At 62.0% G+C, this 13,631-nt stretch carries 15 protein-coding genes; 14 read left to right on the top strand and 1 reads right to left on the bottom strand.

The window, feature by feature from the left end; translation table 11 throughout:
* The first annotated feature begins 790 nt into the window (after window positions 1-790).
* The 12 genes from CH286_RS25610 (at window position 791) to rraA (ending at window position 11,680) form a co-directional block, all read left to right on the top strand.
* Window positions 791-1,969: an ABC transporter substrate-binding protein gene (locus CH286_RS25610; protein WP_176458349.1), complete on the top strand. Its 1,179-nt coding sequence runs from the start codon at window positions 791-793 to the stop codon at window positions 1,967-1,969.
* Window positions 1,970-1,989: 20 nt separating this feature from the next.
* On the top strand, window positions 1,990-3,771 hold the full coding sequence (locus CH286_RS25605) for an ABC transporter permease (protein ID WP_094610752.1): 1,782 nt from the start codon (window positions 1,990-1,992) through the stop codon (window positions 3,769-3,771).
* Window positions 3,764-4,864 carry an ABC transporter ATP-binding protein gene (locus CH286_RS25600; RefSeq protein ID WP_094610751.1) on the top strand — a complete coding sequence of 367 codons (1,101 nt, stop codon included), beginning with the start codon at window positions 3,764-3,766 and terminating at the stop codon, window positions 4,862-4,864. Before CH286_RS25605 ends, CH286_RS25600 begins: the two co-directional genes overlap by 8 nt.
* 74 nt (window positions 4,865-4,938) lie before the next feature.
* A complete protein-coding gene (locus CH286_RS25595; protein ID WP_094610810.1) occupies window positions 4,939-6,018 on the top strand; it encodes an isocitrate/isopropylmalate dehydrogenase family protein in 1,080 nt (359 codons plus the stop codon).
* Window positions 6,019-6,056: 38 nt separating this feature from the next.
* Window positions 6,057-6,743, top strand: coding sequence for a hypothetical protein (locus tag CH286_RS25590; RefSeq protein ID WP_094610750.1), 687 nt, complete (start codon window positions 6,057-6,059; stop codon window positions 6,741-6,743).
* Window positions 6,740-8,005, top strand: a complete 1,266-nt coding sequence (gene otnK, locus CH286_RS25585) for a 3-oxo-tetronate kinase (protein WP_094610749.1) — start codon at window positions 6,740-6,742, stop codon at window positions 8,003-8,005. Before CH286_RS25590 ends, otnK begins: the two co-directional genes overlap by 4 nt.
* Complete coding sequence (gene otnC, locus CH286_RS25580; RefSeq protein ID WP_094610748.1) at window positions 8,002-8,625, top strand: 3-oxo-tetronate 4-phosphate decarboxylase; 624 nt, start codon at window positions 8,002-8,004, stop codon at window positions 8,623-8,625. The genes otnK and otnC overlap by 4 nt, the downstream gene beginning before the upstream one ends.
* On the top strand, window positions 8,625-9,695 hold the full coding sequence (locus CH286_RS25575) for an Ldh family oxidoreductase (RefSeq protein WP_094610747.1): 1,071 nt from the start codon (window positions 8,625-8,627) through the stop codon (window positions 9,693-9,695). The genes otnC and CH286_RS25575 overlap by 1 nt, the downstream gene beginning before the upstream one ends.
* Before the next feature lie 8 nt (window positions 9,696-9,703).
* Window positions 9,704-10,024 carry a putative quinol monooxygenase gene (locus tag CH286_RS25570; protein ID WP_094610746.1) on the top strand — a complete coding sequence of 107 codons (321 nt, stop codon included), beginning with the start codon at window positions 9,704-9,706 and terminating at the stop codon, window positions 10,022-10,024.
* Between the two features lie 22 nt (window positions 10,025-10,046).
* Complete coding sequence (locus tag CH286_RS25565) at window positions 10,047-10,391, top strand: WhiB family transcriptional regulator (protein ID WP_094610809.1); 345 nt, start codon at window positions 10,047-10,049, stop codon at window positions 10,389-10,391.
* Complete coding sequence (locus CH286_RS25560; RefSeq protein ID WP_094610745.1) at window positions 10,392-11,132, top strand: FadR/GntR family transcriptional regulator; 741 nt, start codon at window positions 10,392-10,394, stop codon at window positions 11,130-11,132. It begins immediately after the preceding gene.
* A 47-nt stretch (window positions 11,133-11,179) separates the two neighbouring features.
* Complete coding sequence (gene rraA / locus CH286_RS25555) at window positions 11,180-11,680, top strand: ribonuclease E activity regulator RraA (RefSeq protein ID WP_094610744.1); 501 nt, start codon at window positions 11,180-11,182, stop codon at window positions 11,678-11,680.
* Window positions 11,681-11,695: 15 nt separating this feature from the next.
* On the opposite strand, the gene CH286_RS25550 is transcribed toward rraA, so the two are convergent.
* A complete protein-coding gene (locus CH286_RS25550; protein WP_094610743.1) occupies window positions 11,696-12,148 on the bottom strand; it encodes an Lrp/AsnC family transcriptional regulator in 453 nt (150 codons plus the stop codon).
* A 118-nt stretch (window positions 12,149-12,266) separates the two neighbouring features.
* On the opposite strand from CH286_RS25550, the gene CH286_RS25545 reads away from it, so the two are divergent.
* The gene (locus tag CH286_RS25545) at window positions 12,267-12,881 is read left to right on the top strand and encodes a LysE family translocator (protein ID WP_094610742.1); all 615 of its coding nucleotides are present in this window, start codon (window positions 12,267-12,269) and stop codon (window positions 12,879-12,881) included.
* 35 nt (window positions 12,882-12,916) lie between these two features.
* Window positions 12,917-13,627, top strand: a complete 711-nt coding sequence (locus tag CH286_RS25540) for an RraA family protein (protein ID WP_094610741.1) — start codon at window positions 12,917-12,919, stop codon at window positions 13,625-13,627.
* Window positions 13,628-13,631 lie beyond the last annotated feature (4 nt).

The raw sequence follows: 13,631 nt of genomic DNA, 5'->3' as shown, positions 1-13,631 counted from the left end.
GGTCAGCTGGACCTTGAATTGTGCGGCCTCCTTGTGCGACGGACCTCAAAAGAGGCAATCGGCACGCTCGATAGTTCGAGCTATCGTCGCCGTAAAGCTCGAAACCGATTGATAGTTTGGCGATGATTCAAAACGGTGCAGTGACGGGCCAATTTGCACTTTGTTCGACTGGGGCATCAATCCAGCAGTAGCCCAGCTGAGCCCGTGTGAGAAGCCAGAACACACGGGTTAGGCGAGCAGCATCGATCCACCGTCGTCAGAAAGATCGTCGATGCTTCTGAGTATCGGTGTGTAGTCAGGGAACTTGCATCTACCTCGCGACGAGCCTGAATCGGCGATTATTTTCTTGATTCCTGGCTCGTGATCGAAAGCATGTCGACACTCCTCAGACAGCATGAACTGGACGGCCTTTTTGTTTGTGTCATCGATATGAACGCCGATAAGACAATGCAAGCGCATATTTGGGTCGTCGGCTTCTACAGCCACACTGGCGGTGGCGCTGGACTCAAGAGCAGCTCGTAGCAACCGAAAATGGCGCATAAAAATGTGTCCCGGTGTTAAGGATTCCCCTCAGCCCCGCGGCATAGTCCACCGCGACCTTCAAGCGCCTCGTAGCGATCGTGCCCACGGACAGATCTAGCAGCTGTCACCGGGCCCACCTCCAAGATGGCCGCCCATTTGGGAGACAGGTTGACAGGGCGACCAATTTTCAACTAGCTTCACTTCCCAGGTCATACGTGAGCTACTTCACACGGGCCGGCAAACTTACCGAGGAGGCGATTTTTCAATCGTGTCGAACCAATCAGGCGGGACGTCCCGCAACGCCACGGCCCCTGTGCGCCGTCGAGGCCTACGGTTCGTGGGCGCAGTGGGGGCGACCGCGCTAGCGGTCGGGCTTGCGAGCGGTTGCGGAGCCAGTGAGGACTACACCGATTACGCGGTCGAGCTCCCCGATTACTACCCGGCCGACTACTCGGACATCGTGACCGCCTCCAAGGCCGAGGGCGGGTCGTTGACGATCTACTCGAACACCGACCAACAGAGCTGGGCACCGATCTTCAAAGCGTTCCAAGCGAAGTTCCCGTGGGTGGGCAGTATCAACGCGACCAACCTCGACAGCGACGAGGTCTTCCAGCGGGTACTCAGCGAGCAGGCCACCGGCCAAGCCTCGGCCGATGTCGTGGTCAGCAACGCGGCAGACGCATGGGCGGATTTCGCCGAACGCGAGGGCACCGTGGCGCAGTACACCTCACCCGAACTGTCCCAGCTGCCGGAGTTCGCCGAAGCGCTACCGTCGGTGTACTCGATGTCGGTCGACCCGATCTCGTTGATCTACAACACCGAGTTGCTCGATGAGAGTCAGTTCCCGACGAGCATCGAGGATCTGGCGACCAAAGTGCAGGCCGACCCGGATTCGTTCGACGGCATGATTGCCGTACGTAATCCCAAGGGCGCGTTCGGGTTCACCGTGACGCGGGCTTTCGTCGAGAACGACGACGCGGCGTGGGACGAGCTCGCGGACATCCTCCCGTATTCCAAGAACGAGACGTCGACGGGATCGATGGTCGAGAAGGTCACTGCCGGCGAGTATTCCGTCGGATTCTTCATGGGTGCTCCGGCCCTGACCGCCGAACAGCGCACGGGCGGTCTCATCAAGGCCGTGTTCCCCTCTGACGGCACCCCACTTCTGCGACGCGGCATCTCGATCGCCGACGGTGCGCCGCACGAAGCAACCGCCAAGCTGTTCACCGACTTCGTGATGTCCGAGGACGGACAGACGGCTGTGGCCGAAGGAGGCCTTACCGCCTACCGCGACGGCGTCGAGAAGCCAGAAGACGGTGTGGCGACCTATTCCGACGTGGTGGATTCCGTGGGCGAAGAAAACACAGTCCTTGTTCCTTACATCAAAGCTACCGACGAGGAGATCGAGCAGTTTTCGGACCGCTGGACCTCGTTGCAGACCGGCTGAGCCGAAAGAAGCGATACGCCATGACACTGACTACACCCCCCGAAGCGCAGGGCACCGAGTTCGTGCCCCTCAAGCCAGGTGAGCTGGGAAGCCCGAAGTACCGCAAGTTCAGGGGCATCGGACGCGACCAGGTCATTCAATACGCAGTGCTGCTGTTTCTCGCGGCTCTCGTTCTCGCACCGGTCATTCCGACTCTCTATCAGTCGTTCGTCGACAGGCCTCTCTACGAGGCCGGCGGAATCCTCGGATTCGAGAACTACCTGAAGTTGTTCACCGATGCAGGCTTCGGCCAGGTCATCCTCGACACCGTTCTGTTCGCCGGACTGACCACGATCCTCGCCCAGGTCTTTGCGGTCCCGATGGCCGTGGTGGTAACCCGCACCAAGCTGCCGTTCGGAAAATTCATCGCCGGATCGATGCGCTGGCCGTTCTACATCTCCTCGCTGCTGCTCGGCTTCGGCTGGATCATCCTCTACGGACCGGCCGGATTCGCCAGCGTGCAAATGCGTGAAGCACTCGGCTTCGTTCCGTGGAACCTCTACTCCATTCCCGGGATGGCGCTGACCGAGGCGGTCGCGCTTGCACCGATCGCGTTCACGTTCTGTGTCGGCGCACTGCGCCAGGCGGATGCCTCGCTCGAATCGGCGGCCCAGGTCTGCGGCGCCGGGCCACTGCGAATCCTGCGCTCCGTCGTCATCCCGATGCTCCGACCGCCGATCGTCTACAGCTCCGTGTTGATCGTGAGCATGTCGCTCGAAACCCTCTCGGTCCCACTGCTGTACGGACAGCCCGTCGACATCACGGTGTTCTCGACATTCCTCTACACCAACGGACTTCAGGCCATCGATCCCGACTACGGTGTTCTCGGCGCTGCGTCGGTGCTGATCCTCGTCGTGACCATCGGACTGGTCGGAGTTCAAGCGAAGCTGCTCAAGAATTCGCAGCGATTCGTCTCGGTTCGTGGCAAGGCGACTCGCCCCCGCACATTCGATCTCGGTTGGATCAAGTGGGTCTCGGCCGCGTTCATCGCCATCTACCTCATCTTCGGTGCCCTCCTACCCATCGGTGCGCTGATCTTCCGATCGTTCACCCTTGTACTGACACCGCTGAAGTCCCCGTTCTCGACTCTGACGTTCGAGAACTACGTCCCGATCTTCAGCTACGAGTCGTACTACATGTCGATTGTCAACAGCATTGTCATCGCGGTCGTCGGCGCGATCGTGGTCAGCGTGCTCGGAACGATGGCTGTGCTCGTCTCTCGCCGATCGAATATGAAGGCCAACCGGCTGGTCGAGTACTTCGCCCTCGCACCGCAGGCCATGCCCGGTCTGATCGTCGGTATCGGATTCTTCTGGGCGCTCGCCTTTGCTCCCGGGTGGATCTCGGGACTCCTGAGCGGCACCATCTGGATTCTGGTGATTGCCTTCGGAATGCGCGCACTTCCCACTGCATACGGCAACATCTCGCCCCTGCTGATGCAGATCGGTGAAGAGCTCGACAACGCGGCCCGCGTCAGTGGTGCCGACTGGTTCAAAACGTTCACTCGGGTGCTCGGAAAGCTCGTACTGCCGGCCTTCGCCGGAGCACTGATCCTCGTATTCGTCACGATGATCAAGGAGTACTCACCGGCTGTGTTCCTGGCCAACTCGCAGACGAACGTCATCGGTACCACCGCACTTCAACTCTGGGCCGAAGGGAACGCCGGATCGGTTGCCGCGTTGGCGACCATCCAGATCATCATCACCGTTGTATTCGTAACCATCGCCACCCGACTGTTGAGAGGCCCGAAGACCGATGCCTGAATTACGCGTCAGCAACGTCAACAAGACGTTCAACGGAAACAAAGTACTGCACGACATCAACTTCGAGGTCCACGACGGTGAGTTCTTCACACTCCTGGGTCCCAGTGGTTGTGGAAAGTCGACGACCCTGTCGTGCATCGCCGGACTGGACAAGCCCGACGACGGCACCATCGAGCTCGACGACGTGGTCTTCTTCAGCGGTAAGAACAACCTGTTCGTGCCGCCCGAGGGACGAAACCTCGGCATGGTGTTCCAGTCGTACGCGTTGTGGCCTCACATGACCATCGCCGACAACCTCGCTCTGCCGTTGTCTCTGCGCAAGGTTCCCAAGGCTCGCCGAAACGAGTTGATCGACGACGCACTGGAGAAGGTCGACCTGCTCCATCTGCGCAGTCGCTACCCGCACGAAATGTCCGGTGGACAGCAGCAGCGTGTGGCATTGGCGCGAGCACTGGTGTACTCCCCACGTGTTCTGCTCCTCGACGAGCCGCTGTCGAATCTCGACGCGAAACTGCGCGAGCAGGCACGTGCATGGCTCAAGGCGCTGCAGGCCAGCGTCGGCATCACCACCATCTACGTCACGCACGATCAAGAAGAAGCTCTGGCCATGAGCGACCGAATCGCGGTGATGTCGAAAGGTCGTATGGTGCAGATCGCTTCACCTACCGAGATCTACGAGCAGCCTGCGGCCCGTGAGGTTGCGGCGTTCGTCGGAAGTTGCAACTTCCTCGACGGCAAGGTTGTCGAGGCGTCGGCCAACGATGCTCATGTGCAGCTCGATTCCACCGGGCAGGTCGTGCACGCAACGGGACGAATGAACGTCCAGTCGGGCGATCTGGTGTCCGTCGCCGTTCGTCCCGAACGCGTCACGATCGCCGACGCGGGCAACACTGTCGAATCCGGTCTCAATGTCGTTCGGGCGCACGTCGACAGCGTGTCCTACGTCGGGTCACGCTACGAGTACCTGCTGTCGGTGGGCACGTCGGAGATCAGTGCCGACTGCCTGAAGCCGAACCACACCGGTGAGGTCGACCTCGTGATCAACCCGGAGAACATGTTCCTGTACCCCCAGAAGCAGGCCGTGTCCGCCTAGCTCTACGCGCGCTGATCTGCAGTGCCGGAGCATATTTCACTTCACAATCCCCGAATACAGAAAGTGTGAACATCATGGCTACCAACTCCTTGCGTCTCGGTCTTCTCGAAGGAGACGGAATCGGGCCGGAGATCGTCCCCGCTTCGGTGTCCGCCGTCGACGCCGCCCTTCGCGCTGCCGGCGCTCCCGCCGCAGAGTGGGTCACCTTCCCCCTCGGTCGTAAGGCAATCGACACTCACGGAAGCCCCATCCCGCAGGAAACCCTCGACGGTCTCGCAGGAACCGACGCATGGCTGCTCGGACCCCACGACAGTGCGGCCTACCCCGAACCGTTCAAGTCTCAGCTCAACCCGAGCGGCACGATCCGTAAGCACTTCGGTCTCTTCGCAAACATCCGTCCCGCCAAGGCATTCGACGGAGCCAACGCGATCGTGCCGGGAACCGACCTGGTGATCGTGCGAGAGAACACCCAGGGCTTCTACGCCGACCGCAACACCTACGCAGGTACCGGCGAATTCATGCCCGACGAGAACACTGCGATCGCCATGGGCATCATCACCCGCTCGGCCGTGGAGAAGATCGCCAAGGTCGCCTTCGAGCTCGCCCAGACCCGCTCTCGTAAACTCACCATCGTGCACAAGGCGAACGTCCTTCGCCTTACGACCGGCCTGTTCAAGGACGTCTGCCTCGAGATCGGCAAGGACTACCCCGATGTGGAGATCAACGACTTCCACATCGACGCCATGACAGTGCACCTGGTGCGCCGCGCCAACCTGTTCGACGTCATCGTCACCGAGAACATGTTCGGCGACATCCTGTCCGACCTCGCCGGCGAGATCGCCGGGTCGCTCGGCATTGCCCCGTCGATCAACGCTTCACTCGATCGCGCGATGGCGCAGGCCTCGCACGGTTCTGCCCCCGACATCGCCGGACGCAACATCGCCAACCCGATCGCGATGATCAACTCCTCGGCGATGCTGCTGCACTGGCTCGGGGCCCGCAACAACGACGCGTCGCTCGTCAAGGCCGCCGAACTCATCGGCCAGGGTGTGGACGCCACCGTCAAGGCGGGCACCGTCACGCCCGACATGGGCGGCACGACCGGTACGAGCGAGTTCGGTGTAGCAGTCGCGGACGCCATCGAACAGGGCTGAGCCCGGCGACCTTCTCCCACTATTCGAGGACATCAGACGTGAGCGATGAACCCCTGATCGCTGTCGTGCATTCGACGACAGCATCCATTTCACCCACTGCGGCAGCGTTCGCCGCAGAATTCCCGGGTGCCCGGTTGTGGAACCTGCTCGACGACCGACTCGGGTCCGACGCCGAAACACTAGGCGGTGTGACACCACCGCTGCGTGATCGGATGCTCGGCCTCGTCCGCCACGGGATCGACGGGGGAGCGGACGCGGTGCTGATGGTGTGCTCGATGTACGGAGATACGGTCGAGGTGGCGGACAAGCTGTTTCTCGCGCCGGTGACGAGTTCGGACGCCGACATGATGGACGAAATCGTCCGCCTGGCTCCGCGACGTGTTGCAGTGCTGGCTTCGTTGCACGCTTCGGCGGCAGATTCGACGAACAGATTGCACGAGCACCTGGCCGCCAACGGTGCTGGGATCGAGGTGGTTCCGGTCTTCTGTGATGGCGCGGCGGCTGCCGCGGCGGCACAGGACCGCCCGGGTCTGGTCGCTGCATTGGCGGCGGGCGTCGCAGGCGCAGGCGGGGAGTTCGATCTGCTCTGCATCGCGCAGTACTCGCTCAGCCCGGTGCACGACGAGTTGGCGGCGGCGACCGGTGTCGCCGTCGTCAGCCCGCCGCGGTTCGCGGCGCGTTCGGTTGCGTCGAAGATCGCAGCATCGAACGAAGGCCGAAGATGAGTACCCCGAAGATCGGGTGCATAGCCGACGACTACACCGGCGGCACCGATGTCGCAGCGGCACTGCGTCGCCACGGGTTACGAACGGTATTGCTGTTCGGTCTCCCCGAGGAATCCGTCGATGTCGGGTCGTGTGATGCCGTGGTCGTGGCGCTCAAGACGCGGTCGCTCGATGCCGAGGCGGCAGTGAAAATGTCTCTGGCAGCGCATCATTGGTTGGCCGGCGAGGTCGGAATACCGCGCACGTACTTCAAGTACTGCTCGACCTTCGACTCGACCGACGACGGCAACATCGGACCGGTGGCCGACGCACTGCTGGAGGCGACCGGCGATTCACTCACGGTCAGTTGTCCTGCCGCACCCGAGCACGGACGCACGGTCTATCAGGGGCACCTGTTCGTGGGCGATCGTCTGCTGTCGGAATCCTCGATGCGGTACCACCCGCTGACACCGATGACCGACTCGGACATCGTCGCCGTCCTCGGCCGACAGACCACCTACCCGGTATCACTGGTGGACTTGGCCGCTGTTCACCGCGGTCCGGACTCGATCGGCCAGGCGCTGGCGTCAGCGGGGAACAGCGGTGTCAGACATGTCGTGATCGACGCGGTCGAGGATGCGGATCTGATGTCCGTAGCCGAAGCTGTGGGTGAGTTCGCGCTCGTTGCGGGATCCGCGGGACTGGCAGGGGCCTTGGGTAAGGTCCTGCACGACCGGGACACCGCCTCGGTCGAACCGGCACCTCGATCCGCACCGACCGGGCCCACCGTGATCTTCGCGGGGAGTTGCTCGCAGGCGACGCTCGGTCAAGTGGCACAGGCGAAGTCGTCGTTCGCGCACTATCGTCTGGACCCGCGCACGGTGGCGTCACCGGAAGAACTGTTACCCGATGCATTGGAATGGATGCAGTCGCACATCGGTGGCGACCCGATTCTGATGTATTCGTCGGCCTCGGCGGACGATCGGGGGCCGTTCGATCCGGCCGTGGCGAACGAGTTGGAACGCATGATCGGCGCACTGGCCAAGGCGGCTGTCGACTCTGGGGCCGAGCGGATCGTGGTTGCCGGCGGTGAGACCTCGGGTGCAGTCGTCGACGCCCTGGGCGTCAAGGCAGTCGTGGTCGATGCAGAAATGGATCGGGGCGTTCCCTGGTGCAGCACAACCGATGACAACTCCGAACACGTGACGCTTCTGTTGAAGTCGGGCAATTTCGGACAGCCGGACCTGTTGGTCCGTGCAGCAACCATAGGAGTACTCGGATGAGCGTTAGTGGCCAGATGGTTGCACTGGGAGCGTCGTTCTTCACCAGAAGCCTGACCTTCGGCAGGACCGGAAACCTCAGTGCCATCGATGACGACGGCACCATCTTGATGACACCGACAGGCGTCTCGCTCGGTGAGCTCACGGTGGAGGGCCTCGCGCGAGTCGACATGGAGGGCAACCACCTGGCGGGTGGTAAACCGACGAAGGAAGCGTTCCTTCATCTGGTGATGTACCGCGCACGGCCAGCGGCGCGCGCCGTCGTCCACACCCACAGTACGTATTCCGTGGCGGTGTCGTGTCTCGCAGATACCAGCCCGCACAACGCAATTGCACCACTGACTGCCTACTACGCAATGCGCGTAGGGGAATTGCCACTGCTGCCATACCACGCGCCGGGCGATGCGGCCCTCGGGCCACTCGCGGAGAAGGCAGCTGTGGATCATCACGCATTGCTGCTGGCGAACCACGGACCCGTCGTCGCCGGTTCCGACCTGGCTTCCGCCGCGGACGCACTCGAGGAACTCGAAGAGACGGCGAAATTGCATCTGCTTCTCCACGGACGAGAAACCTCGCCGGTGACGCAGGACGAAGTAGCGCGACTACGCGGAATCTACGCGTGATGTCCGAGGCCAGAACCGAGGTATCCACAGGCGAAGTGCATACGTTCGACGCAGCGGAGGTAGCCGATCACGGAGCTCGGATCCTCGAAGCACTCGGGGTTCCCACCGCGCATGCATCGTTGGTAGCGGAATCACTTGTCACATCGGATATGTGGGGACATCCGTCCCACGGCATGCTGCGCTTGCCGTGGTACACCGCCCGGCTGCAGAGTGGTGTGATGGAGCCGGTGACCGACACCGAGATCGTCAGTACCTTCGGTGCGGTCACAGTGCTCGACGGCCGAGAAGGTATCGGCCAAGTAGTGACGGACACAGCGATCCAGTTGGCAGGCGATGCCGCCAAAATTCATGGCGTCGGTGTCGTCGCGGTGCGCAACAGCAACCATTTCGGTACCGCGGCGTACTGGACCAGGCGGCTGGCCGAGCGCGGATGCGTCGGAATCCTCACCACGAACGGGAGCCCCGCGATGGCACCGTGGGGAAGCAAGGACAAGATGATCGGCGCCAATCCATGGTCGATCGCTGTTCCGAGCGGTTCCTATGGCTCTGTGGTGCTCGACATCGCAAATACCGGGGTCGCACGTGGCAAGGTTTATGCTGCGCGCGAACGAGGCCAGAGGCTTCCCGACGGCTGGGCCATCGACGCGGACGGCTTGCCCACCAACGATCCACAGGCTGCCATCGATGGAATCATCTTGCCGATGGCCGGCCACAAGGGCTACGCAATCTCGTTCATGATGGACGTCCTGTCGGGGGTGCTGACCGGCAGTAGCTACGCAACCGGGATCGTCGGGCCGTTCGTACCCGACAGACGCAGTGGCTGCGGTCATCTTGTTCTCGCGATCGACATAGAAGCAATCGCTCCTCGGGAAGAATTCGACGCCAGGATGGACGACCTCATCGAGGCGGTGCACAGATCGAACCCGATACCGGGTGGCCGCATCTTCGTGCCGGGAGAAATCGAGAACGAGGCTGTCGAGAAATCCGGCGGATCGATCACACTACCTGCGCAGACTGTCGCGGAATTGGCGACGCTCGCGGCCTCGCTCGGCGTCGACGGATTGAAGTAGGGGACCAGATGCCGTTCACAGTGTTCGTCACCCTCGACGTCCGACCCGAACACCTCGAGAAGTTCGTGGAGGCAGTCACGGTCAACGCCCGAGCATCGTTGCAGGACGAGTCTGGTTGTCTCACTTTCGACGTCCACCGCGACGCAGCGATCGACACCAGATTCCACCTCTACGAAATATATGCCGACGAACACGCATTCCGAGTCACGCATCGCAGCGCACCGCACTACGCGCGATGGCAAGAAGCAGCGGCGAAATACGTTGTGGCCGGCGGACATCGAAATACATTCGCGGTTCCGATGTTGCTCGGCACCATCGAGACGCACTGAAAGGAGAGCCCCTATGGCACAGATGACCGATCGTGCCCGCATCGCGAAATACGCAGCTACGCCGCCCGTACTACCCCCGGCCCGGACAGAGGAATGGGAGTGGCAACTGCTCGGACGCTGCCGAGGAACCTCGTCGGCGACGTTCTTTGCACCGAACGGCCTGCGTGGTCGCAGTAGAACCGAACGGGAGCAGGAAGCGAAAGAGATCTGTGCGCAGTGCCCGGTCGTGAGCCGATGTCGCGAGTACGCATTGCAAGCCGGCGAGCCCTATGGAGTGTGGGGTGGATTGACCGCAACCGAACGTGCCCGACTGACCCACCGTGCGTCGAGCCAGCGTAGCGATGATGACATACGCTACAGTGGTTGAGTGGGCGACCAATTTGCACGTATCACGCAGACTCCGCGCGAACCTCTGTCTGCAGAGGTCGCCAAAGCGTTGCTGGAAGCGGTGTTCTCCGGCCAGATGACACCCGGTTCGAGGATGCCGTCCGAGCGTCAGTTGGCAGAATCGTTCGGAGTCGGACGGTTCGTCGTCCGTGAGGCGTTGAAGTCACTGGGCCTGCTCGGGCTCCTCGAGGTCAGGCAAGGTGACGGCACCTACGTGCGATCACCGGACTCGAGCCTTCTTCCGCGCGTGGTGGAGTGGGGCTTACTGGTCGGAGAGCAGAGAACGTCCGATCTCGTGGAAACGCGGCAACACCTCGAGATCCTCACCTCGCGACTGGCCGCCGAGCGCAGGTCCGAAGAGGATCTGGCCGAGATCAAAGGCCACCTCGAGGACATGCGCCGTGCCAAGACCACCGCAGAATTCGTCGACGCGGACGTCGCTTTCCATCTGAGTATCGCCAGATCGACCGGAAACACAGTGCTGTCGAGCATGCTCGGCAGTATCGGCACACTTCTCGACGTGTGGATCCGACGCGTCATGGACGCCGCGGACTCCCACGAGCCGTCGTACCTCGAGCACGTTCCCGTTTTCGAGGGCATCGCCGCGCAGAACGGCGACGCCTCGTCTGCGGCCATGACGGTGCATATGGAACGAGCAACCAAGCGCCTCAACGAGGCGCTCGCCGAGAGTCGAATCGAACAAAAGGCAGAGCCGGCGTAGTCCTCCATCGCTGGCCCACCGAACATCGACCGAAATGGAGTACACGCATGTCCGTAGCCGAGCAGTTCAGCGCCGGTGAGGTATCGACGAACGACTTGGCCGACGACATCGGCCCGACTGTCCGTTCGTGCGACACCCAGTTCCGATCTTTCGGGTCCGTGGACCGGTTCAGCGGAAAGATCCGCACGGTCCGCTGCCTTGAGGACAACTTCCTGATGAGGGGCTTGCTGGAATCGCCGGGCAACGGAGACGTCCTCGTCGTCGACGGTGGGGGTTCGGTGCACGTTGCACTGATGGGCGACCACATGGCCGAGCTGGCCGTCGAGAACGGATGGGCTGGACTCGTCGTCAACGCCGCAGTGCGTGACTCCGCAGAGCTCGACCGCCTACCGATCGGGATCAAAGCGTTGGGAACGAACCCGAGAAAGAGTTCCAAGACCGGCGTCGGTGAAGTCGCAGTCACCGTCTCTTTCGGTCGGGTCGACTTCGAGCCGGGGGACTACCTGTATTCCGACGTGGACGGCATTGTGGTTGTCGCGCAGCAGTAACAGGCCGCGATCGGTTCACAACGGCAGGGAGCGGTCGAGTACGACGTTCTTCATGACCAGGGTCGACACAAGTCGTTGAACGCCAGGCAGTGTCGCGAGACTGTGATCGTAGAGTTGCTGGAATGCGGACCTGTCGCGGGCGATGACTCGCATCAGGTAGTCGGGGTCGCCGAACAATCGCTGCACTTGAAGAATGTTCGGGACCTTTGCCACGGCGTCTTCGAATGCTGCGATGGTCGATCGGTCGGCGGTGTGCATGCTGACGAAAATGAGGGCCTCGAACGTCAGGCCCAGCACCTCGGCATCGAGCAACGCTCGATAGCTACTGATGGCCCCGGAAGCCTCCAATGCCTTCACTCGGCGATGGCACGGTGAGACGCTCAGGCTCACTCGCTCGGCGAGTTCGGTCACCGACAGGCGGCCATCCTGCTGCAGCTCCGCAAGAATCTTCTTATCGATTCGATCCACAGGGTCGAATCTACCAACCGCGAGACTGAAAGCAGCAATCTATAGGTAAAAATACCTGCTGATCCTATCTATCATTGCCCGAGGGGAGTCAATGCCGCGAGGATCGGAGTTCGAGTAGATGACACTGGGAAGTATCGCCGCCTTCTGGGCGGTGTCCGCGTTGTTCGTCCTGACACCGGGCGCGGACTGGGCCTACGCGATCTCTGCGGGCCTGCGCCAGCGGTCGGTCCTACCTGCCGTCGGTGGAATGCTGACGGGGCATCTCATCGCGACCCTGGTTGTCGCAGCGGGCGTGGCGGCTCTGGTCGCCGAATCACCGAACGTCATGACCGGGCTGACGGTCGTCGGTGCGCTCTATCTGGCGTGGCTCGGCATCGGTGCAGTGCGCAATCCCCCTGCCCCACGGGCGGATATGGATGCGGCATCGACATCCGGGGTGCGACAGGCGTTCACGGGAGTGGGCGTCAGTGTTCTCAATCCGAAAGTCTTCCTCCTGTTCTTGGCTCTGTTACCGCAGTTCACCTCCCGCGCTGCAGGACTTCCTGTTTCGGCTCAGATCGTCGTTCTCGGGCTGGTCCACATTGCCAGTTGCGCCGTTGTCTATGTAGGTGTCGCACTCGGAGCGCGACGGGTGCTCAGTGCACGGCCGCAAGCGGCTCGTGTCGTGACCCGACTATCCGGCATCGCGATGATCGGCATCGGAGCAGTCCTGCTCATCGAGCAAATTCGTTGACTACCCAAATCGGTTCGAGCAGAAAGAGATTTAACGTGAACAACAGTGCACTGCAGTGGGGGTACCTCGACCTCGCCACCGCTCACGTCGCGGACGCATGTATGCGCCTGGGCGTTCCGGTTCGATGTGCACCGAAGCACTTGAGGCCACTGTGGGACGGCATCCATCTCGTCGGTCGCGTTCACCCCGTGATTCACCGCGGTAGCGTCGATGTGTTCTTGGACGCGCTCGATCGTTCGGAGCGAGGTGAGGTACTCGTCGTCGACAACGGCGGCCGCGACGACGAAGCCTGTATCGGTGACCTTGTCGCGCTCGAGACGGCACAGGCAGGGTTGTCGGGCATCGTTGTCTGGGGATTGCATCGAGATACCCGGCAGCTCACAACAATTCGTATGCCGATTTTCAGTGCCGGTGCGCTTGCGGTCGGACCGGATCGCGCCGACGAAGGCGGTCCGGATATGGCGGTATCGGAAGCGTCGTGTGGCTCTCACGTCGTGACTGCTGCAGATTTCGTCCTGGCCGATGACGACGGGGTCTTGTTCGTACCGATCGACCGAGCCGCCGAAGTAGCAGTACAGGCGGCATCGATCCGCGATACCGAACGCACTCAGGCCGCGAGGATGACGGCTGGATCGACCTTTCGCGAACAGTCACAGTTCGAGGCCTACCGCGCCGCGAGGCAGGCCGACCCCCGCGTCACGTTCAGGACCCACCTCCGCTCCATCGGCGCGGCAGTCGAAGAATAGCGCG

This window comes from Rhodococcus sp. WWJCD1 (genome assembly GCF_002258735.1).
Classification (GTDB): domain Bacteria; phylum Actinomycetota; class Actinomycetes; order Mycobacteriales; family Mycobacteriaceae; genus Rhodococcoides.
The sequence above is the reverse complement of the archived record's forward strand: the minus strand, read 5'-3'. Positions and strand labels throughout refer to the sequence as shown.